General features: G+C 40.1%; 20 protein-coding genes and 2 tRNA genes. 16 read left to right on the top strand and 6 right to left on the bottom strand.

Features of this window, described 5'->3' with window-relative positions:
- The first annotated feature begins 115 nt into the window (after window positions 1-115).
- From QA601_09140 to QA601_09105, 8 genes are all read left to right on the top strand, one after another.
- On the top strand, window positions 116-2941 hold the full coding sequence (locus QA601_09140; protein MDG5815241.1) for a hypothetical protein: 2826 nt from the start codon (window positions 116-118) through the stop codon (window positions 2939-2941).
- Entirely contained in the window at window positions 2938-3228 is a 291-nt protein-coding gene (locus QA601_09135) for an EscU/YscU/HrcU family type III secretion system export apparatus switch protein (protein ID MDG5815240.1), read from the top strand. The genes QA601_09140 and QA601_09135 overlap by 4 nt, the downstream gene beginning before the upstream one ends.
- Entirely contained in the window at window positions 3209-3997 is a 789-nt protein-coding gene (locus tag QA601_09130; GenBank protein ID MDG5815239.1) for a hypothetical protein, read from the top strand. The genes QA601_09135 and QA601_09130 overlap by 20 nt, the downstream gene beginning before the upstream one ends.
- 142 nt (window positions 3998-4139) lie before the next feature.
- Complete coding sequence (locus QA601_09125) at window positions 4140-4475, top strand: hypothetical protein (protein MDG5815238.1); 336 nt, start codon at window positions 4140-4142, stop codon at window positions 4473-4475.
- 59 nt (window positions 4476-4534) lie between these two features.
- The gene (locus QA601_09120) at window positions 4535-4984 is read left to right on the top strand and encodes an ATP-binding protein (protein MDG5815237.1); all 450 of its coding nucleotides are present in this window, start codon (window positions 4535-4537) and stop codon (window positions 4982-4984) included.
- 21 nt (window positions 4985-5005) lie between these two features.
- A complete protein-coding gene (locus QA601_09115; protein ID MDG5815236.1) occupies window positions 5006-5809 on the top strand; it encodes an ATP-binding protein in 804 nt (267 codons plus the stop codon).
- A 2-nt stretch (window positions 5810-5811) separates the two neighbouring features.
- Window positions 5812-6168: an STAS domain-containing protein gene (locus QA601_09110; protein ID MDG5815235.1), complete on the top strand. Its 357-nt coding sequence runs from the start codon at window positions 5812-5814 to the stop codon at window positions 6166-6168.
- A gap of 40 nt (window positions 6169-6208) precedes the next feature.
- Window positions 6209-7807 (top strand): hypothetical protein, encoded by a 1599-nt coding sequence (locus QA601_09105; GenBank protein ID MDG5815234.1) that lies wholly within the window; start codon window positions 6209-6211, stop codon window positions 7805-7807.
- A 40-nt stretch (window positions 7808-7847) separates the two neighbouring features.
- Here QA601_09105 and QA601_09100 read toward each other — a convergent pair whose 3' ends face one another.
- Window positions 7848-8795, bottom strand: coding sequence for a PD-(D/E)XK nuclease family protein (locus tag QA601_09100; protein MDG5815233.1), 948 nt, complete (start codon window positions 8793-8795; stop codon window positions 7848-7850).
- A 124-nt stretch (window positions 8796-8919) separates the two neighbouring features.
- Window positions 8920-9330: a hypothetical protein gene (locus QA601_09095; GenBank protein MDG5815232.1), complete on the bottom strand. Its 411-nt coding sequence runs from the start codon at window positions 9328-9330 to the stop codon at window positions 8920-8922.
- Window positions 9331-9409: 79 nt separating this feature from the next.
- Between QA601_09095 and QA601_09090 the strand changes: the two genes are divergently transcribed.
- Both QA601_09090 and QA601_09085 read left to right on the top strand, forming a co-directional pair.
- On the top strand, window positions 9410-10330 hold the full coding sequence (locus tag QA601_09090) for an NFACT RNA binding domain-containing protein (GenBank protein MDG5815231.1): 921 nt from the start codon (window positions 9410-9412) through the stop codon (window positions 10328-10330).
- A gap of 100 nt (window positions 10331-10430) precedes the next feature.
- Window positions 10431-10507 (top strand) — tRNA-Met (locus tag QA601_09085).
- A 116-nt stretch (window positions 10508-10623) separates the two neighbouring features.
- On the opposite strand, the gene QA601_09080 is transcribed toward QA601_09085, so the two are convergent.
- Entirely contained in the window at window positions 10624-10770 is a 147-nt protein-coding gene (locus QA601_09080; protein ID MDG5815230.1) for a hypothetical protein, read from the bottom strand.
- Between the two features lie 289 nt (window positions 10771-11059).
- The gene (locus QA601_09075) at window positions 11060-11980 is read right to left on the bottom strand and encodes a M23 family metallopeptidase (protein MDG5815229.1); all 921 of its coding nucleotides are present in this window, start codon (window positions 11978-11980) and stop codon (window positions 11060-11062) included.
- 169 nt (window positions 11981-12149) lie between these two features.
- On the opposite strand from QA601_09075, the gene QA601_09070 reads away from it, so the two are divergent.
- A tRNA-Asn gene (locus QA601_09070) sits at window positions 12150-12225 on the top strand.
- Window positions 12226-13452: 1227 nt separating this feature from the next.
- Complete coding sequence (locus QA601_09065) at window positions 13453-13956, top strand: hypothetical protein (protein MDG5815228.1); 504 nt, start codon at window positions 13453-13455, stop codon at window positions 13954-13956.
- 90 nt (window positions 13957-14046) lie between these two features.
- Here QA601_09065 and QA601_09060 read toward each other — a convergent pair whose 3' ends face one another.
- Window positions 14047-14865 (bottom strand): leucine-rich repeat domain-containing protein, encoded by an 819-nt coding sequence (locus QA601_09060; protein ID MDG5815227.1) that lies wholly within the window; start codon window positions 14863-14865, stop codon window positions 14047-14049.
- A gap of 168 nt (window positions 14866-15033) precedes the next feature.
- Here QA601_09060 and QA601_09055 point away from each other — a divergent pair, with 168 nt between their 5' ends.
- Window positions 15034-16110, top strand: a complete 1077-nt coding sequence (locus QA601_09055) for a pyridoxal-phosphate dependent enzyme (GenBank protein ID MDG5815226.1) — start codon at window positions 15034-15036, stop codon at window positions 16108-16110.
- 52 nt (window positions 16111-16162) lie between these two features.
- Here the strand turns inward: QA601_09055 and QA601_09050 are convergent, their stop codons facing one another.
- Window positions 16163-16330, bottom strand: coding sequence for a hypothetical protein (locus tag QA601_09050; protein ID MDG5815225.1), 168 nt, complete (start codon window positions 16328-16330; stop codon window positions 16163-16165).
- A 139-nt stretch (window positions 16331-16469) separates the two neighbouring features.
- On the opposite strand from QA601_09050, the gene QA601_09045 reads away from it, so the two are divergent.
- The 3 genes from QA601_09045 (at window position 16470) to QA601_09035 (ending at window position 20171) form a co-directional block, all read left to right on the top strand.
- Window positions 16470-18341 (top strand): alpha-amylase family glycosyl hydrolase, encoded by a 1872-nt coding sequence (locus tag QA601_09045; protein MDG5815224.1) that lies wholly within the window; start codon window positions 16470-16472, stop codon window positions 18339-18341.
- A gap of 25 nt (window positions 18342-18366) precedes the next feature.
- Window positions 18367-18855, top strand: coding sequence for a DUF1622 domain-containing protein (locus tag QA601_09040; protein MDG5815223.1), 489 nt, complete (start codon window positions 18367-18369; stop codon window positions 18853-18855).
- A gap of 116 nt (window positions 18856-18971) precedes the next feature.
- A complete protein-coding gene (locus QA601_09035; GenBank protein MDG5815222.1) occupies window positions 18972-20171 on the top strand; it encodes an aminopeptidase in 1200 nt (399 codons plus the stop codon).
- Window positions 20172-20176 lie beyond the last annotated feature (5 nt).

Raw genomic sequence — 20176 nt, 5'->3', positions numbered from 1 at the left:
GTTCACTAACCCCGGTTTAACTCCCTTTTTTCCTTTAAACCTAAAGATCTTGTCATCTTTTGACGAAAATACTACTATAAACATCTATGTTCAACGATTAAAAAGATAAGTCTTAATGCACTATAACGCAGACCGTTTAAAAAGATCTTCTGTACCAAGAATCGAACTTGCCCCTAAGAGAAGTAGAAAAAAATCTGATAGTAATAGCCATAATAGGCCACACTGGCGTACTGATTCGTTTCATAAGGAAAACCTCAATCCCACTAAACTTCTCCATACACTTCAGGATATACATTCTAACCTTCTAAATGGCAATGCACCGAATTCAGACATCCTTTCAAAAGCCAAACACCTTCTCAGCAATTCGCGTATTGACAATGATACCCAAAGATCTACCTACGCTCTTATAGAACAACTTGAACGCTTGGCGAACACCTCCCAGGGTATCGATAAGAAAACGGCTGATGTAACTCAGCGGATTACAAAGATTATTGAATCCTTGAAAACCACAATGAATGATAAAAATACGTTTTTGATCATTAAAAAAGTGTCCTTACCCGAAGGGTTACATAAAATCGACTCTGCAGATCAGCTTGCATCTGTTCTATCTAATCTCAACACTGAACATCTTATAGGTGACAATGACTTTCCACTTTATATGCATGTAAGCAAATACAAAAACAAATCAGTTATAAAAATAATTGACAATTCAAATGCCGAGAAACTTGTAGAGCAATTAAAAGCTGGTTTAAGTTCTAAACTTTTAAAAAATATGCCTAACGAATTCTTTTTCAAAAATGATCATATCTCTTTTGAACTAATTGACTCGTTCGATAAACACCTAAAGCATACTGGAGCGGAGTATCCCACAAACACTGTAACTAAAGATGCTTTGTTGCATTTGTTTCACCTTGCTATTGAGAATCCGGAGATGGCAAAAGAAATCGCAAAACACCAACCAACTAAGACATCGGAAATACCACAGCTTTTGAATACAATTCTCCCATTCAGTACTGATTCCGGTGATAGTAGCAGGTTCAACCAGGATATCGAATCCTACTTTATTTCTGAAAACAGCATAACATCAACAGAAGCCCAAAGTGCTATTCGTGAGATTTTTGAGCGTATCGGACTTAATTATGAAAAAAATGTAGCGGAAAATAAAAACACTGATAGTCTTAAAAAGCTTCTTCTTACTTTTCTGCAATCTCTTGAAGTGTCTTCAGGTAATGTAAAGGGAGCAAAAGCTGAATCCACAGACCTTATCCAAATACTTAACACAATAAAAAAGCTTTTGCCTGATCATATCAACCATACACACGATACTACATCTGCTATGCTGGAGCACTTAACTCAGAAGTCAGTATCCGTAGATGGAGCTAAAAGTGATCAGGCTTTTAAAATGCTTCATCTTTCCAACTCACTGATCTCCTACTTTGAAAAAAATCTTTTCTCTGATTTCTTAAACCAGTTTGGTGCATCTGCAAGAGACAGAATGTCTAATACAAAAATAGTATCAGGAAAGCTAAATGAATTTACAGACTACTTTGATAGAAACCTTTCGCAATTACAGCGGTTATCCCAATCAGATTCAGAAAACAGTGCACTATTAAACATAAAAATGCATTTTAACGATTTTAAAAACAGAGCTGAATCCATGCTTAACTCTTCACCTCATCACCTATTTGACCTGGTAAAAACAGTAGAAGACTTATCTAAAACAGTCTCTAAAATAGATCATTTAAGCACAGAGGTTTTGACCAGAAGCATCTTTTCAGAACACTTCGGAAAAGGAAAGGAAGCCTCATCAATCAATTATTCCCATCTTGATCAACCTGATTTGAATATTGTATCAGCTGCAAATAAATTAAAAAAAGAGATCTTTTCTCTACTTAAAACAATCACCAATGGTAAAACAGATGAAACCGAAAAGCTGATTAAAGCTCAGCTCGATTTATCCTTAATCACCGAAAAGAGCGTTTCTGTTCATTCACGAATGCATAGAATGGTCTCTGTTGCAAAATCTTTTTTACACGATATCTCCTCTGATTCATCACCGGTGGAAAAGCTGTTCTTTGATAATGAATCCTCTGCCAGTTCAAAAACACACGATGCAGCAGCAAAACAATCCATAAACCGAATCAGGAAAAGTTTGGTAAGTTTATTTTCTGAAATCAATACTACCAATATAAACAAACAATTTCTCCAGGCATCTAATGAAGCAACCCATGGATTTGTTACCTCTTCCAACGAAGTTGGCAATCGCTTAGAAACTGTTGAGCAATCGGCCAAACATCTGCTGCAGCTTTTAGAGCAAAGCAGCAGATCAGCTACCGGTGAGACGAAAGAATTACTGCGTAGGCTCTCCTTTTTACTAAGTGAGTCCGGAGAAGGTGACAGTTCTAACCAAGAAGCTCAAAATTCAAAGAGCAGAGACCTGACACAAGCTTTAAAATTTAACACTTTTCTAAAAGAAACGGCTCATACACTACTAAGCCGGCTCGATTCTCTCCAGCTTTTATCGCACCACATTTCGGACGGAGATAATCAAAACCAAATTCTACTGCTGCCCATGAAGATTGAAAACGAGTGGACAGAGGTGCAGATGAAATTCATAAAGAGAAAAAAAAAGGGAGGCAATGACAAAGAAAGCGCCAATATTTCGGTGCAGCTAAACGTATCACCTTCTTCTCTGGGTGGCATCTCTGCACTTCTAAACTACCCTGACCGTAATACTCTATCTGTGCAATTTAGTTTTGAACGCCCGGAAACAAGAAAATGGTTTAATAGCAAAGAAAAAGAGATTAACACTACATTAAAGGAACTTGGGTTCAATTTTGCCAAACTAAGTTTTAAGATAAACAGCACTGGTAAGGATAGCCAAATCAGTACTTTTGAGGATACCCAAGATAGTGATACTACTATGGACCTGAAGGCATGAAGCGAAATAAGCGTGACACCTCCGTAGCTTTAAAATATAATGAGGAAAATGACAGGGCTCCTAAGGTAGTGGCAAAAGGGCATGGTGAATCTGCACAGAAGATCCGTGAAGCCGCAGCCCAAAATAAGATCCCTGTTCATCGGGATGATGGTCTGGTGGAATTGCTTGAGCAAATCGATATCGACAGTGAGATTCCACCACAGCTCTATGCTGCAGTTGCAGAAATACTGTGCTGGATCTATAAAGCAAATAATTCATTGGGGAAAGATGAAGTCACGACTGAATAAGAGTGCTGTAGTGTATTTTTTTATCCTGGTGTTTTCAATCAACAACGCCAAAACAGCCGAAGTAGCTTTTTTGGGTTTCAGAGGTGATGGGGCACCACAGATAGAAAAAACATTTGAACGAATGCTTAGAGAGCGCCTGTCTATCAATCCTGAATTCAAAACAGTTGATGTAGCCACCGTTGAAAGCCTGGTGAGAAGGATTAATTTTTACCACCACGACCAACTATCGTTTAAAGAACTTGATTCTATCCACAAGTATTTATCTGACTCTACCCTTGTTGCATGGACAAACATAACATCCTGCAAATTCAGACCGGTTAGGCGCCAAATTATCAGAAAAGCAATAGAAGGTAAACTATCGGTTGAATTAGGAATATATTGCCTTGGCCATAAACGACACATCTTCTCAGGGCTCATCGAAGTTACCGCTGAAGAGATGAAAGGGTTTCACTTCTTTGGCTCTGTCGAGAAAAAGACACATATTACAGCTACTGAAAGGACTGAGCTCTTGGACAGGCTTGTAAAAAAGGCGGTTAATGAATTGGACAGAATGATTGCACTTACGGTTCGTACAACCCCACCTCTGCCTTCACCGCAGGACCAAAGTACTGAAGTTACCCGTACGCCTACAATTAGTGACATTTTCACGATGCCGAGTATGGAATCGCAGCCAGTAGCCGAAGAGCAGGAGGAACCAGCTGTGGTACAGCAGCAGGATGAGGATCCCGAACTACCCTTCATAGAGGCAGATATTACCCCGGGAGAGTAAAATGAAGTATTTTTAATGCAAATAGATTCAAATCCTTATAGAATGGGCTTTCTTAGAATAAGTATTAAGATGTATATTGGTTGAATAATATTTATATGGCACTATGACTGCCATAATTGATGTGAGAGGAGATTATAGGCTTATGAGTGAGTTAGCTTCTTACAGGAATGTGTTTGATGATCCTAATGAGTTTAACAAACTCAACGATCTTATTCTCGGTGCAATACAGGAATTTTCTGATTATCGACAGGGAAATCTCACGTACGGTGAGATTATGTTTGTAATGGAGTGTATCCTTGATACAATGCGTGGTGGATCCGAAAAAGATGCTCAATCACATGCTAAGTTGAAAAATTTTACCGAAGCACCAAGCTTTTCTACCCTGTTGCTTACAACGTCCCGATTAGTAGAAACGTTGGTTAAAAAGGGTATTATAAACTCAGGTGAAGAAGCGTATATTCTTCATGGTGAAGAGTAGTGTTTTCCGGAGGGCAGAAGCTATTACCAATTTGAATATTAAAGGTTAGGACCTAAGTAATGAGCACAGAATATCCTTACAATATTAAAGTTAAATTCCCTGGTGATCTGGACTATATTCCTGCGATCAGAAAATTTGTCCACGATGTACTTCAGGTTTCGGGTTTTACTAATAAATTTGCCTTCCGCTCTGAGATCATAGTAGATGAAATATGCAATAATGCTGTGAATTTCGGTTGCGAATCAAATGAATCGGAAGTTGAACTTGCCTGCCAAATATTTCAGGACCGTATTGAGTTCCTTATTAAAGATCAGGGTAAAAACAAGTTGCATATTGAGCGGCTCAAAAATGTGATTCAACAAAAGGATGCAACCGAAAACCCTGATTGGGGACTGGGACTTGATATCGTCCGTATGCTTTCAGAAAAAGTGGATATAAAGGTAGACCAGAGCAATGTCACAACGGTTCACGTTGTACGTAAGCGGGAAATGGCCGAAAAACAGAAATAGAATCGGAGAACAAATCAGATCATGAGTACGAATGTTTTTCAGGCAGAGCTTATTTCAGATACCATAGGGCCCCAGGTGATGATTATCAGGTTCTGTGGCGAACTTGATTCATCATGTATTGGTGAGCTGTCAAAGTGTATTGAAGAAGCGATGCAGGGAGAGAAGAGAAACTTTATCATTGCCGACATGACCGGAGTTACAGTACTGTGCTCTGCAGCTCTGGGCGAATTTATGGGTAATCGCAAGCGCCTGGCAGAAAATGGCGGTGATCTGGTGTTTGCAGGCATTAACAGAGACCTCAAGCAGAAACTTACCCTTATGGGTGCCAACAAAATATTTTCATTTTTTAGTGATATTCGCTCTGCGGCAAGCGCTTATAAGTGGCATTTTCAGAAAAAAGCGGAAACGGTTACACTCACCTTTCCTTCATCACTGCAAATGGTTCCCCCGGTTCGTCAAATGGCAAGTCGCCTTGCCCGGAAAAAGGGCTATGGAACGCGTGATGCTTTTCGAATTGAGACCATTGTTGATGAGGTGTGCAATAATGCAGTTGAACACGGCAAAGAGGGTAGCGATAATGAAATAAAGATCATCCTGACTATGGATAAAGAAAAATTTGATATCAATGTGATAAATATAAGTGATCCGGAAAAAATAGCATCTCTCAAAAGTTTTCTTGACCAGGCTGAGTCGAAAAAACATACCGGAGCCGATCAAAAACGAGGACGTGGACTGGCACTTATACGTATGCTGTCCAACAAAATGTCTGTTGAATGTTCCGAAGATGGTACAAATGTTCGGGTTACTAAAATAAGAGAGGAATAGTCATGGAATCCCAAATTGAGCTTACATGTGAAGAGATTCAGGGTAAAAGTAATGCTAAACTGCTCCATTTCGTCGGAGATCTGGACGCAACCAATGTAGAAATGGTACTTGAAAACATATGCGAACTATATAATGATGGTTACGTTAATCTGGTCGCGAACTTTAACAGACTTCGTTATGTAAACAGTACTGGTCTGGGAATACTGTTGCATTGCAGCAAATCTGCTAAAGAAAAAGGCGGCAGCTTTAAAATTGCAAGTGTTAATGAAAATGTTTATGAAATAATTGAAATCATCGGCGCCACTTCACTACTTGAAATCTATGATGAAGTTGAAGAGGCTGTCGCAGCTTTAAAATAACTCTAACATTAGTCAGCAATATTTTTTCTGAGGTAACCCAATGAAATTACTCAACGCTCTCGCTATTACACTACTTCTTTTCACTTCCTTTAATTGTCAGAGGAAACCCGAAGATCCAATTGCAAAAGTTGGACGTACCTACATCGACCAGGAAAGCTTTGATGCTTTCAACCAGGCAATAAGTATGTACCCCGCGGAACATGATAACTCCTTTTTTCCAGGCAGACGCAGCCCGGTATCGTATATGGTTGAGGTAGCAGCCATTTATTCCTCAAGAAATGATAATACGATCAGAAGAAAAATGATGAACAGCGCAGACTGGAAATGGAAAGAACGATACTATCCGGCCCAACTCTATTCCATGGAGATTCTTGCACAAAACCTTGGCTTCTCTGAAGAAGACCTTTATTACTACTACATTGAAAACCAAAACTCTTTCATAACAGAATCAGATGCAGACGAAAATGGTGATGCAGAAACCATAGAACCCTTTGAGAATGTTAAAAGAGCTATAGCAGACAGTCTCTTCTGGGACAAACATAAACCCGACTCAGCATTTTTAGCGCAATTTGAAGATGAACCAGAAACAGATAGCCTTGTCATTAGAGAGCGCTGGATCTACACAGTGCGCAGTAATGTTCAGGACTTTTTCATGAGACTGTTTTTCGAGGAAAAATATGGCGAACCCTATAGCGATGATCTTGACCAGATACTTGGAGACGATAAGATAATAACCGAAGAGGATATAACGGTAATTACCTCGTGGATTCCTTCTAACAGAGTAACCCGTTTTTCCCAAAAGGATCTCGCTGAGTGGTTACTGAGATGGAAGCTTATTTCTGAAAAAGCGACACAAAGCGGTTTTACATCAGAAAACAGAGTAAGAAGTATATTAGAGTGGGCCAAAAAAGCCGAGTACGCTAAAATGTACGTAAATGAAAGGCTTTTACCAGATGCAAAAGATCTCAACATCGATACGACTCTTGCTATCCTCTCCCTCTATGATCAGTATGGGTATACTCCCAATCCGGAGCCCCAAAAAATCAAACGGGTGACCTCAGGCATCGAACAGTTTTTAGTTACTATGAATCTCAGCAGTAAGATTCAAGAGATCAGAGACGATGTTTCCGTTGAATTTTTTCAGTCTGACTGGAAAGATAACAAGTATAAAAATCCCGCTGAACTTATAACCAAAGCGGATTCACTTGCAGCTATAAATCTAACAGATGAAGCTCTGGAGCTGTACAACGTTCTCATTGTTGATTTTGGATTTACAGAAGAAGGTAAACGGGCACTTATAGAATCTGCCAAAATCAGTAAAGATAACTCAGACTTCCAAACCGCAATAAGAAATTACAGACAATACCAGCTCATGAGCCCTCAACTGGATTGCAACACCTTCTTTATGCTGGGGTTTATCTATGATGAGCATCTTAAGAATCCTGAATTGGCTGAGGTAAACTACAGGTGGATACTGCGTAACACACCAGATTGTGAGCTTGCTGAAGATACTGAGTTTATGCTTCTGCATCTCGATGAACCAATAAGCAGTATCAGCATTGAAGAATTAAGAGATCAAACTATCAGACAAAACAGAAATCTGGATTTTGGAGAAACAGAATTAGCAGAGATTAACTAGACTTTAGTATAAAGCCCGGCGAACGTTCCTGTCACCGGGCTTAAAACTCCTCTTCCTCCTCTTCCCCAAGTCCCTTGGGAAAACACAACTCCTGATAATTACAATACCTGCATAGAGAAGGTGATGGTGATTTAGGAAAATTATCAATTGAAAGTGGGATATTTCTATCTACTTCTTTGCAGTACGAATACATACGGTCTGTCTGCTCACGAACAGTATCGATAAACTCCTCTATTTTCTCAGTACTCAGCTGTATCGACATTTCGTCATACTCTGGTGACAAATAGACTATTCTTGGAATGATGCGCTCATAAGAGATATCAAAATTACTGCTCGCTGCAGCTGCATACCCGATAAGTTGCGTCGAATGTTTCGCGTAGTCCTTGGCCCCTGTTTTCCAATCCAGTATATGTACTTCATCACCCACAGGAAAGAGAAAATCCATTTTACAGTAGGCTTTCATCCCATTAAGACGCGTCTCCCCCATCCCACCTGGTTCAATCATCCAGTTATCTCTGTTTGTAATGGCTTTCATGAAAATCCAACTATAGCAGGGGCTTTGAAGAAAGTTATTAAGACAGCGTTCAATTTTTTTCACAGCTCTTTGAAAATCTATCTCTTTTACCCTACCATAGTAGGTTTCAATAAAGGTCTTGCTCGAAAAATATTCTTTTGCCTTTTTAAGTCCAAACTGGAAAAAACGTTCTTCATCAATATCACTGTCTGATAATTGCAGGCGATGCAAAAAAGCTTCGATTACATGATGAATAACATTGCCCACTTCAAGCGGAACTGATGTTAACTCTCTTAGCTTAGTCAGTTTGTAATGTGGAATTTCGGTGCAGTGTCTGGAGTAATAGGTGTAATAATAACATCTTTTACACTTATCAAATACCTCATAGCGAGATATAGACCATCCCAGTAGAGGAGTAAAAGGATACTTTGCGTATTTTAAAATCGTTGTTTTGCTTTGGTTATCTGTATTCATAATAGTCTTATTGTAATATAAATAAGACCATTATAGCAGATGCTATACTTTTTTATCAAATGGGAGCCGATTATCGGACCAGGTTTCAAAATTGAGAACTGTTACTAATGAATATTTGTTTTCATCACATATTGTTAATAAAGCTTAATGAATCATTACACAGCTCAAGTTCAATTTTCAGGTTCACAATATCGTCTTTACCAATACACGTTTCACGCTCAGGTCTTCGGGATTTATTTAGCGACTCATTGCTGGATCTTTTTTTAAGCTGCGATTGAATATCTTTTGTCCTGGACTTTAAAGTTTGATCAACGGAAATTATCTTTTGAAGCAGCTTCATGATATCTTTATCATGAGCACTTGCCCGTATTGCTTCTATCTGTTTTTGAGAAAGAAGATATATTTTATGATCAAAATACATAACCGGGGAGGAACAGGACGGACAGTTGAGGATTATCACACCCGCATTTGTACTGAGGTAAATAAAAGAAACCTGCTCACATTGTGGGCATGTTACATTAAGAGTTGTTACCATGTATCCTCCCTGAAGTAATTTCCTAATAAATAAGCTACTGTAATAGTAACACCGAAAGCAAAAACAGTCAAGAGGCCTTATGCGTACAGAACAGAAAACCGCTCAGGAAAACCTTAGAGCACTCTACCATAATCTAAAAAGTACCCTTAAGCACGAAAAAAAGAAGCTCAAAAAACAACATTCTGAGCTCAAGGAAGCACAGGAGCATACCTGGTACAGTCAAGTGGCCGACTCGCTTTTAGCATCACCTCAAAGTGCTCCGCGCGGTTCAAAAAGTGTTGCTATTACTAATATCCACACCCAAAAAGTGGAGACTGTGCAGCTTAATCCTAAGTTTGATGCAAGAAAAAATGCTGAACTGCTCTACAAAAAAGCTCGTAAGGGACGGCGCGGATATCTTATTTCCGAAAAAAAAGTACAGCAAACAGAAGGTACTATTCAGGGCATTGAAAAAGTACTGGAAAATATAAAAGGTATTCTCTGCGATGATTTTATCCTTAATGCTTTCACCGATTCAGAATTCGAGCAGATCGAATCAAATGCCAAACCTTATATTTCGCAGAAGAACGCAGACAGCACTCAAAAGGCACCCAATGGCAAACACCTGCCATTTAGAAGGTTTATATGTGAAGGCTGGGAAATTTTTTTAGGAAAAAACAGCAAAGATAACGATGATCTTTCAACCCGCTTTGCAAAACCATCAGATATTTGGCTGCATGTTGCAGGACATGCCGGGAGCCATGTCATCATTCGACGCCCGAAAAATACTCCACCACCTCCCAAAGCCATAATAGAGAAAGCCGCGTCTTTAGCCGTTTGGTATTCCAAAGCCAAACACACCTCTTTTGCTGAAGTACATGTCACAGAGGCACGCTTTGTCCGCAAGCGACGTCATGCCCCACCCGGGGAGGTAATAGCAGAACGATGTAAGTCGGTACGGGTAGAACCTAAAAAACCAGCAGAACTATTTCCCTCTTCAGAGTTTGATGATATCGAGTAATTTATTTAATAATCACAATAACTTGCTTGCAACCGACGAATACTTTATGTATATTAGAGACATCTTTGAAAGAGAGTTGTAACAACAAAAGCAGATATACCGCGGGGTGGAGCAGTCCGGTAGCTCGTTGGGCTCATAACCCAAAGGTCGTTGGTTCAAATCCAGCCCCCGCTACCAATACAGAGGCCGTAAATCGTTGATTTACGGCCTTTTTTATTTTAAATATCTCCACAGCGCCTCATTTTTTTATTCTTGATAATCCCTGACCTCACTTTGTACTCACGGTTGCCTAATCAGCAGGTCACCTCTAATCGCTCTACACTATGAACTTCTGTTGTGGTTAATTTCATTACTGCATTTACCATATCCCAGCGCTTCTGGTTAGCTGCTCTTATTGTTTGCCCGTAATTCCTTACTCTTCCTTTCGATTTAAGTTTCATTACCTATACGCATGGTCCGGCCCCAAAAAGACCTGTTTATACGCCTGTGTCGGGGCTGCCCAAGCATGGACCGCTCTTGTAGGGCAAGAGAAGCCGTTGCAGTGAAACACGTTTTAGAGTAGTGAGGCGGTCTCTTGAATAAAAGATGCGAGGGGATACATCCTCAGGATCAACGCAGATTAGAGATATGGGCGGTTTTTTACGTTTTTTGAGCTCATTTTTTTGCGTTCTCTGACCAAGGCCATCAGGTGTAACATTTTTGACCCACCCCACAGGATCCCCGGTAGTTTCAGATTTCCGGCTTTTTATCAGCGCTCACACTGACATTTCTGATAATGAAGTCTTCCGGGACGGGCTTGCCATCACTTCGCACTTTAAGTCTCTGTCCAACTCGTATTATAGAACTGGAACTGATACCATTGAGTCTGCACAGGGCAGATACAGACGTTCTGTAGCGTCTTGCGATTGCGCTAAGAGTCTCACCACGGCGCACTGTATGCCATACAGTGCTTCTAAGCTCAGTAAGATACTCAAAATCTTCTCTTGTCAGAACCAAAGAGTCATTTTTCAATTCAAAATTATCGAAATCTATCATCTTAGCCGGATCAAAAGGTTCTCCATAGTACCTTGTTTCAAAATGTAAGTGGGGCCCGGTTACCCTCCCGGTGCTACCACCTAAGCCGATTACATCCCCGGCACTAACCCGCTCATTGGGTCGTACCAAAATCCGTGACAGGTGAGCATACACCGTTTCAAGTCCGCTGTGGTGTCGTACTACAATTACTTTACCATACCCGGAACGGTCATTTTGAATAACTCTTACTTTTCCATCAAGCACATTATGAACACTGTCGCCAGTATTGAGGTTTATATCAGTCCCAAAATGCCAGGACCTTCTTCTTGGTCCAAAAGGAGAGGTAACCACCCCGGCAAAAGGATGTGCAAATTGTTTACCCCGGGCGGAATCTATTAGCGGTAATTTTACCGTATCACTCATTGAGCGGTAATCAAATCTCCCCGCATTTATTCTAACTGTGTTCCAGGCGAATGTATCAATTACAAAGCACTTTCTAAACTCAGTAAGAATCTTCTCTTCAATATCTGTGGGAAAAGAGATCGAGATTTCGTGTTTTTCAAGGATCTCATCTACTACTGAGGTGTAATTACCAAAAAAAAGAAATGGTGCAGATAAAAGAATAACAGAAAACATACCCATTTTGCGTTTTTAAACCTATAACCGGGAAACGAGATTAACGATATTTTTATTACTTACAAAATAGGTTTTTTTAAAGTAAGTATGTATTTTTTTTTGACAGATCCAGGGCAGATTATGTATATTAGTGATTCCTTGCTATGAGAGTTAGTTCTTTAGATATTATTGGTCAGTAGCTCAGTCGGCAGAGCAGGTGGCTGTTAACCACCTTGTCGGGGGTTCAAGTCCCTCCTGACCAGCCATTTTGGGGAGATTTCGAGAACCGAGATCTCCCTTTTTTTATGCTTAAAAGTGCACATCGATTTTCCATCATCCTACAAATGTACCGACCCCTTGCCTGCTCTGTTTACAGTATACGCGAAGAGTTCAAATAAAATTAGACTGAACGAGGAAAAATGTGAAATCTAACACCTCTTTATTCTTCAATTAAGCATTGGCTTACACATATACAAATCATAACCTCTTCAACTGAAAACAACGGTTAAAAAAGGGTTTGCAAAGCGATTCAGGCGCTTAAAAAGAATTCAAATTTTTACTCCTATGTGACTTAGAAATCAAAAAAAGAGTTCTGATTTTGGCTCCTAAGCGACTTAGAAATCAAAAAAAGAGTTCTGATTTTGGCTCCTAAGCGACTTAGAAATCAAAAAAAGAGTTCTAATTTTGGCTCCTAAGTGACTAAGAAATGAAAAAAAGGGTTCTAATGAGGCTCCTAAGTGACTTAGAAATGAAAAAAAGGGTTCTAATGAGGCTTCTAAGCGACTTAGAAATGAAAAAAAGGGTTCTAATTTTGGCTCCTAAGCGACTTAGAAATGAAAAAAAGGGTTCTAATGAGGCTCCTAAGTGACTTAGAAATAAAAAAAAGGGTTCTAATGAGGCTCCTAAGTGACTTAGAAATAAAAAAAAGGGTTCTAATTTTGACTTCTAAGTGACTAAGCAATCAAAAACAGAGTCCAATTTACTTAACATTGTGAAGTAGAAATAAAAAAAAGAGTTGTGATTTTTATTTCTAAGTGACTGAGGAGTGAAAAAAAGGGTTGTGATTTTCATTCCTAAGTCACTGAGGAGTGAAAAAAAGGGTTCTGATTTTCATTCCTAAGTGACCGAGGAGCGAAAAAAAGAGTTGTGATTTTCATTCCTAAGTGACCGAGGAGTGAAAAAAAGAGTTGTGATTTTCATTCCTAAGCGACCAAGAAATAAAAAAAAGAGTTCTGCTTTTCACTTCTAAGTGACTGAGTATTGCAAAGTTAACCTTTGAAACCAAGCATAATCTTTCCTTCAGTTTAACCCGGGCCAACCATTCAGTTCCCCGCCCCCCTTACTCCATAAAAAATAATCTTGCATAATCCTGCGAACTAAATATATTTAATTACATACAGCTATCGTTTAGATAGCATTCCTTCCCGCTGTAACGAAATTCCCATTCACCAGGTTAAAATTAAGACCTCTCACCAAAGGAGGAGTATTTTACTATGAGTGATAAGAAAAGAAGTAATCAGGAGGAAATAGACCTGATGCTCGAAAATCAAAGCCTGCAATCAGACATTCTTTCCAAAGGCGGATCATTCTGGAAAGAACAGGATATGGATCCTACCCTGGAAAATGAGTTCTTAAAGAACGTCCTGTCATGCTGTAATAATTCAAAAGACCAGGAAGTTCCCATGCGTTCACTTTTTCCCGCTAATTACAAATTTCCACCAGCTGATTCTATGTCTAAGAACGAGTTGAAACGAAAACTCAATGACATTGAAGGCATTCTTAATAAGCACAATGTTCAATTGGGGTTTTGTGAAGAGTTGCCTCACAAAGTCCTTTACAAACACCTTATTGAGGACTGTATTCCGAATGAATCAATAGATGTTTCACCGGATAATACATTTATTACCACACTTAGTGGCTGTAGTGGTGATTGTGAGTCTTGTTTTCAAAAAAAATACTGCTCCACAGCAAAAGAGCTTGAACAGGAAGAGTTTTAATCTGTAGCAGTGCTTTAATTGAATTCACTTAATAGTTGCCTGAACATACCCTGAGCGGGAAGATAGCTGTATGAAATCTGCGTCTATGGGCTATCTTCCAACTCCCCTGATTGCAGCAGGAACACCGGTGCGATCATCATCAGAAATCCATAATCTTCTTAACTTAGTAAGATTTTCTATTTCCTCCGGAACATCACTAATTTCATTTTCCCCCAAATGCAGCAACTCCAGATTAACAAGCTTACCGATTTCGGGGGGGATAGAAGTCAGCTTATTGTGAGATAACGCCAGCTTTTCCAAACTCACCAACCCACCAATCTTAGGCGAGAGTTCCTTTAGACCAATTCCGCTTGCACTAAACTCTCTTAGATTATTAAGGTCAAAAACCTCTTCAGGTAGTGACTCAAGTGAATTCCAGCTAATGCTTAAATCTTCAAGATTGCTCAAATCACCGATTGATTGGGGAATACGTGTGAGGTTGTTTCCATGAAGGTGCAGAGTTTCAAGACTTAGCAGATTACCTAGTTGTTCAGGTAAGGTGGTGAGATTGTTTGACCACAGGTCTAAAATTTTAAGATTATGAAGCCTTGTAATTTCCCGAGGCAAAGTATCTATATCGTTTCTGTTTACTATGAATACCGAGAGGTTTTGAAGCTTTTCAATCGCTGCCGGAATAACTTCAATTCCTTTTGCGCTTAGAGAGAGTGTATCAACTCTGTCATTTTTTACCCCAACCCCCATCCAGGTACACAGGGGCATTGGATTATCCCAGGCCCATCCTAACTCACTTTCCGGATTCGCGTCCCTCATAGCCACCAGTGCCAAAGAGTCTCCCAACCTGCTGTTCTCCGTGGCAGATAAATTCATAGCACAAACTAATGTTAGGCTCAGAACTAGTATTGTAATCAAAGTACCCAACCCCTTTTTAAAAACCGCCTCTAAATAGTAGGCTTAATTATTTTCAATATTTGTATGCTTATTGTATTTATAAAATAATTAAATAATACTACAAAAACAGGGGCGCTGTAAATTAACCCTTTTGCCCCGTTGTTTGGCAATACCGCTACGGAGCAGGATATGAATTCACTTTTCAAGAAATTTCCACAATTAGAAGAAAGTATTCCCCATATACCTTTAGGGGGCTATCCAACGGACATTAAACCGCTGTCAAATTTATATCCACCAAGCAGCGGTTGCAATGTATACATAAAGCGCGATGATCTCAGTGGAACGTTCTATGGAGGCAATAAGGTAAGAAAGCTTGAGTTTTTGCTTGCTGAAGCTAGAAACAAGGGGGTTAAAAGAGTGATAACCTCAGGAGCTGCCGGGTCTAACCATGCTCTTGCTACAGCTATTTATGCCAGAGAGGCGGGTTTACAGTGTTCGCTGCTTTTGTTTGAACAACCACCATCGCTATCTGTTCGGCACAATCTCCTGGGAGATCTTTGGAGTGGAGCTGAAATTCACTTTGAACAAAACTGGAATTCCTTACCAGTTCGCATTGCACAACTCAGGCGTCATTACAAGAAAAAGGAGGGGGTAGCCCCCTTTTTAATTCCACCGGGCGGTTCATCTGTAACCGGAACTATTGGATTTGTTAGCGCCGCATGTGAGCTTTCTGACCAAATTGATAGTGGCAGCATGCCTTGTCCGTCAAAAATCTTTCTCCCTCTCGGTACGATGGGTACTGCAGCAGGACTGATACTTGGTTTAAGAGTAACAAAACCGCAAATAAGGGTTATTCCGGTACGCGTTGTCCCCTCCTTTGTAGCCAATAGAGAGGGGCTGTATAAGCTTATTGTTTCGACAAACAAATTCCTTCACCACCACGCTCCGGCCTTTCCGATGATTAGTATCTCAGAAAATGACCTGTACATCGATGAACATCAGTTTGGAGATGGCTATGGAATAGAAACAGAAGAAGCGAGATTGTGTGATTTGCTTTTATATCAAAAGGAAAAGATCAGACTCGATGGGGTTTATTCGGGTAAAGCTTTTGCTGCACTCAAAGCGTATGCAGATGAGTGCTGTAGCGAAGAAACGATCCTCTTCTGGCACACAAAAAACTCAAAAAATCTCCCTGCCGATTTTTTAAATGAAGATTACACCAAACTCCCCCCTCAGTTTCAGCGTTATTTTAAAAAAACGTCATAATAAGAAGTAAGCACCCGGTTGATCCCGGGGCTTATTAAAAACCACCACACTGTTATTTTTTTCTCTTTGGGAGCTTCTTGTTGCTTGTTTTGCATTTTCTTTTATAGTATGCAATCTGCTTCTCCATGCTCTCCTTTGAAATTCCCGCATCCTTAATCTCATTTTGAGAGTTTAGATAAATTACCACATCTGCATCCTCTTCCGGTGTTCTTTTATGCATATCCCCCCCTTTAAAACCTTTCTAATTAATACGATTTAAAGGAGTTGCTTATGCTGACCTCAGCAGTAATTATTACCAATTTGGCGTATTTATTGCTTTTGGCAACTATATGCGCTTCATTTCTTAAGGAGAGATAAAGATGGGTGAAATAACCAACAGAGATAAAAGACGTTTGCCGATAGGTGCCGAAGTACTTGATGGAGCCGGTGTTAATTTTAGAATCTGGGCTCCGGACACCTCTCGTGCTGCGGTGGGCATCACCAGAGATCCAAACGACAATGAAGAGGCCATAATAGCCCTACATGATGAAGGAAATGGGTATTTCAGTGCTGACGCCAACTTTGCAAGCGAGGGCATGCTTTACAGGGTTATTCTTGATGAAGATGAGCGGATAATCCCCGACCCTGCATCCCGATACCAGCCACGGGGACCTAAATGGTTATCTCAAATCGTAGATCCCCGAAAATTTAAATGGAGCGATGATACCTGGAAGGGGCCACAGGATACTACAAATATACTCTACCAAATGCATATCGGGACATTCACCAAAGAAGGCACCTGGAAAGCAGCCACCCCGGAGCTTTCAGAACTTGCACACATGGGTATTACCGCTGTGCTAATAATGCCTGTAGGTGATTTCAACGGAAGCTTTGGATGGGGATATGATGCGGTATGCCCGTTTGCACCTACCCGTTTATACGGCACACCTGATGACTTCAGAGAGTTTGTAAATGAGGCTCATCGTTATGAGATCGCCGTTATCCTTGATGTTGTTTATAATCACCTGGGGCCGGGATTTGAATATTTTAAAAAGTTTTCTCCCGATTACTTTACCTCTAAATATAAAAGTTCCTGGAGTGAAGCCATCAGTTATGATGGAACACGATCAGGTCCTGTTCGGGAATTCTTTGTTTCAAATGCTGCTTACTGGGTTGATGAGTTTCATCTTGATGGCATCCGTCTGGACGCGACTCAGGAAATCTATGATTCTTCTTCATATCATATAATTTCCGAGATAACCAGCAGAATCAAAGACGCTTCCCAAAATCGCAACCTTCTGATCATAGCTGAAAACGAACCGCAGGACATAGCCTACGTAAAGGGTAAGGGTATCGATCTGATGCTCAATGATGATTTTCATCATACTGCCATGGTTGCACTGACTGGTCGCAAAGAAGGATATTACAGCGATTACTCCGGTACTCCTCAGGAGCTGATTTCCACTTCAAAATATGGATATCTCTACCAGGGCCAGCACAGTTATTTCAAACGCGGCGTAAAGGGCACTCCATCCCTGTCGTTTGAAAACCATTTCATAAGTTTTCTTCAGAACCACGATCAGATTGCAAATTCCTGTCGTGGATACAGAATAGAGCGTATGAGTAGTCCCGGGAGATTGAGAGCGATAAGCACCCTAATGCTTCTGGGACCTCAAACTCCCCTATTGTTTCAGGGGCAGGAATTTGCAGCTTCAACACCGTTTTATTTCTTTGCAGATTATGAGGGTGAAGAAGAAAGGGCTGTTGCGCATGGCAGACAAGATTATCTTTCCATATTTCCAAGCATCGCAGCAGTAGAGGGGCCTCTTGTTCCCGACCCTGCGACACTTGAATGTTTTGAGGATTGCAAATTAAATCTACGGGAACGATCTCTTCATGGAGAGTGGTATCGTTTCCATTGTGATATGATCCAAATACGGAAGGAAGATCCAATATTTAAAGACCACAACAGGGAGCGTATTGATGGAGCACTCCTTAGCGCTGAAGCCTTTGTAATACGGTATTTTGGAGCAGATAACACTGGTGACAGGTTGCTTATAATAAACATGGGAAAAGATGCACATATCCAAACCAGCCCGGAACCGCTTACAGCCCCCCCGTCGGGGAAAAAATGGACCCAGGTTTGCTATAGCGAAGATCCCGTTTTTGGAGGTAATGGAGCACAACCGTTATACAATAAGGGTACATGGTCAATTTGCGGACAAGCTGCTTATTACCTTAAAAGTGAATAACTGATATTTATTCAGGAAAAAAGATTTGAATAACATATCAAAAAGCGAACTGATTTATCAAACTATAGTGCCCACGGTACTTATTATTGGCCTTGTTGTGCTTTTATCTGTAGGCCTTAATATTCCAGCAGCCACAACAGTTGAGGACAATTCCATTGCTTTGTGGATAAGAACCTTGATTGAATTTGTAGCTAATTTGGCCGAATTTTTAGCAGCACTGGTGATACTTTATGCTGTACTGGAATCAATAATTTCTTTTTCGACTAAAATCGTTAAGTTTAAAGGCAGCAATTTTTCAGTTCAGGGAAACAGACTTAAGTTGGGACGTGTCCTTATACTTGGCCTTGAATTTACTATTGCAAGTGACGTACTTCGAACTATTCTTAGCCCAGGAGGCGGCGAGATCATCCGTCTTGCATCAATTGTACTGCTTAGAAGCCTGTTAAACTTTTTTCTTGAACATGAAATCAGAATGGAAGAGCAGCGTTTATCACCTAAGGATGATACAGGGTAACGTGTTTCTGAGCCCTTTTTCTCTGGATAAGCTATGCCTTCATCATATATTTTCATAAAAGTGTGATTGGTAAAATTAAAAACTATTATGATAAACTAATTTTTCGAGAGGTAAAAATGTTTACTCCCGCACCAAGAATACTGAAACGTTATGCTGATGTACTCATTAAATTTGCACTTAATAACGGAAAAGGTATAAAAAGAGATGATGTAGTCTATATTGTAACCCAGGTCCCTGGCATTCCTTTGGCAAAAGAGGTTTACTCATCTGTTCTTGAGCGGGGTGGACATGCGCTTATAAATATAATAGACGATGATTTTAAACTTATTTCGATAGAAAAATCCTCAAAAAAACAGCTTCAGTTTTTTCCGGAAAAGTATTATCGGGGGCTGGTTGATACCGTTGATCACTGGGTTAGAATTTTGGCTGATAAGGACCCAATGTACCTTAAAAACTCCGATCCCAAGAAGGTCATTCTCTCAAGCAAAGCTAACCGGAAATTCAGAGAATGGCTGGACAAAAAAGAGGATGAAGGTAAATTTTGCTGGACCTTGTGTTTATATGGCACCGAGGGGAATGCCAAAGAAGCGGGATTATCTACTCAGCAGTATTGGAATCAAATCACAAAAGCCTGCTTTTTAAATGAACGAGATCCACTTAAAAAGTGGCGTTCTATTCATTCCGGCATTGAATCTACAATAAAGAAATTAAACTCACTTCCCATAGACAGACTACATGTCCAATCCGTAGATACAGATTTATGGCTTAAGGTCGGAGAAAAACGGAAATGGCTTGGTGGAAGTGGGCACAACATCCCAAGCTTTGAGATATTTACCTCCCCGGACTGGAGAGGCACTGAGGGGAAAATATATTTCGATCTTCCACTCTATCGCTACGGCAATATAATCAAAGACATCAGGCTTGAATTCAAAAACGGAAAAGTTATAAAAGCCACTGCAGCAAAAAATGAAAAGCTCTTAAAAGAGATGATAAAGCAGAAAAATGCCGATAAAATCGGGGAATTTTCTCTTACTGATTCTCGCTTCTCCAGGATCTCCAAATTTATGGCAGATACTCTTTATGATGAAAACTTTGGTGGCCGCTACGGAAATACCCACCTTGCAGTGGGCAAATCATATCATGATGCCTATGATGGTGATGCTGCTAAGTTATCTGAAGAGGAGTTTGAAGCGATCGGATTTAACCATTCTCCTGAGCACACAGATATTATTTCTACGGTGGATAGAACAGTTACGGCTGTTATGCATGATGGAAGCGAAAAGGTGATATACAGAAAAGGTAAGTTTACGTTATAAGCAAA

The sequence above is a fragment of the Chitinispirillales bacterium ANBcel5 genome, assembly GCA_029688955.1.
Lineage (GTDB): Bacteria > Fibrobacterota > Chitinivibrionia > Chitinivibrionales > Chitinispirillaceae > Cellulosispirillum > Cellulosispirillum alkaliphilum.
The sequence above is the reverse complement of the archived record's forward strand: the minus strand, read 5'-3'. Positions and strand labels throughout refer to the sequence as shown.

Coding starts and splice junctions, on each gene's coding strand:
- QA601_09125 (MDG5815238.1), top strand. CDS start 4,140: ATGAGTGAGTTAGCTTCTTACAGGAATGTGTTTGATGATCCTAATGAG.
- QA601_09035 (MDG5815222.1), top strand. CDS start 18,972: ATGTTTACTCCCGCACCAAGAATACTGAAACGTTATGCTGATGTACTC.
- QA601_09090 (MDG5815231.1), top strand. CDS start 9,410: ATGCGTACAGAACAGAAAACCGCTCAGGAAAACCTTAGAGCACTCTAC.
- QA601_09140 (MDG5815241.1), top strand. CDS start 116: ATGCACTATAACGCAGACCGTTTAAAAAGATCTTCTGTACCAAGAATC.
- QA601_09105 (MDG5815234.1), top strand. CDS start 6,209: ATGAAATTACTCAACGCTCTCGCTATTACACTACTTCTTTTCACTTCC.
- QA601_09045 (MDG5815224.1), top strand. CDS start 16,470: ATGGGTGAAATAACCAACAGAGATAAAAGACGTTTGCCGATAGGTGCC.
- QA601_09050 (MDG5815225.1), bottom strand. CDS start 16,330: ATGCATAAAAGAACACCGGAAGAGGATGCAGATGTGGTAATTTATCTA.
- QA601_09100 (MDG5815233.1), bottom strand. CDS start 8,795: ATGAATACAGATAACCAAAGCAAAACAACGATTTTAAAATACGCAAAG.
- QA601_09065 (MDG5815228.1), top strand. CDS start 13,453: ATGAGTGATAAGAAAAGAAGTAATCAGGAGGAAATAGACCTGATGCTC.
- QA601_09110 (MDG5815235.1), top strand. CDS start 5,812: ATGGAATCCCAAATTGAGCTTACATGTGAAGAGATTCAGGGTAAAAGT.
- QA601_09130 (MDG5815239.1), top strand. CDS start 3,209: ATGAAGTCACGACTGAATAAGAGTGCTGTAGTGTATTTTTTTATCCTG.
- QA601_09120 (MDG5815237.1), top strand. CDS start 4,535: ATGAGCACAGAATATCCTTACAATATTAAAGTTAAATTCCCTGGTGAT.
- QA601_09075 (MDG5815229.1), bottom strand. CDS start 11,980: ATGTTTTCTGTTATTCTTTTATCTGCACCATTTCTTTTTTTTGGTAAT.
- QA601_09095 (MDG5815232.1), bottom strand. CDS start 9,330: ATGGTAACAACTCTTAATGTAACATGCCCACAATGTGAGCAGGTTTCT.
- QA601_09115 (MDG5815236.1), top strand. CDS start 5,006: ATGAGTACGAATGTTTTTCAGGCAGAGCTTATTTCAGATACCATAGGG.
- QA601_09080 (MDG5815230.1), bottom strand. CDS start 10,770: ATGAAACTTAAATCGAAAGGAAGAGTAAGGAATTACGGGCAAACAATA.
- QA601_09135 (MDG5815240.1), top strand. CDS start 2,938: ATGAAGCGAAATAAGCGTGACACCTCCGTAGCTTTAAAATATAATGAG.
- QA601_09055 (MDG5815226.1), top strand. CDS start 15,034: ATGAATTCACTTTTCAAGAAATTTCCACAATTAGAAGAAAGTATTCCC.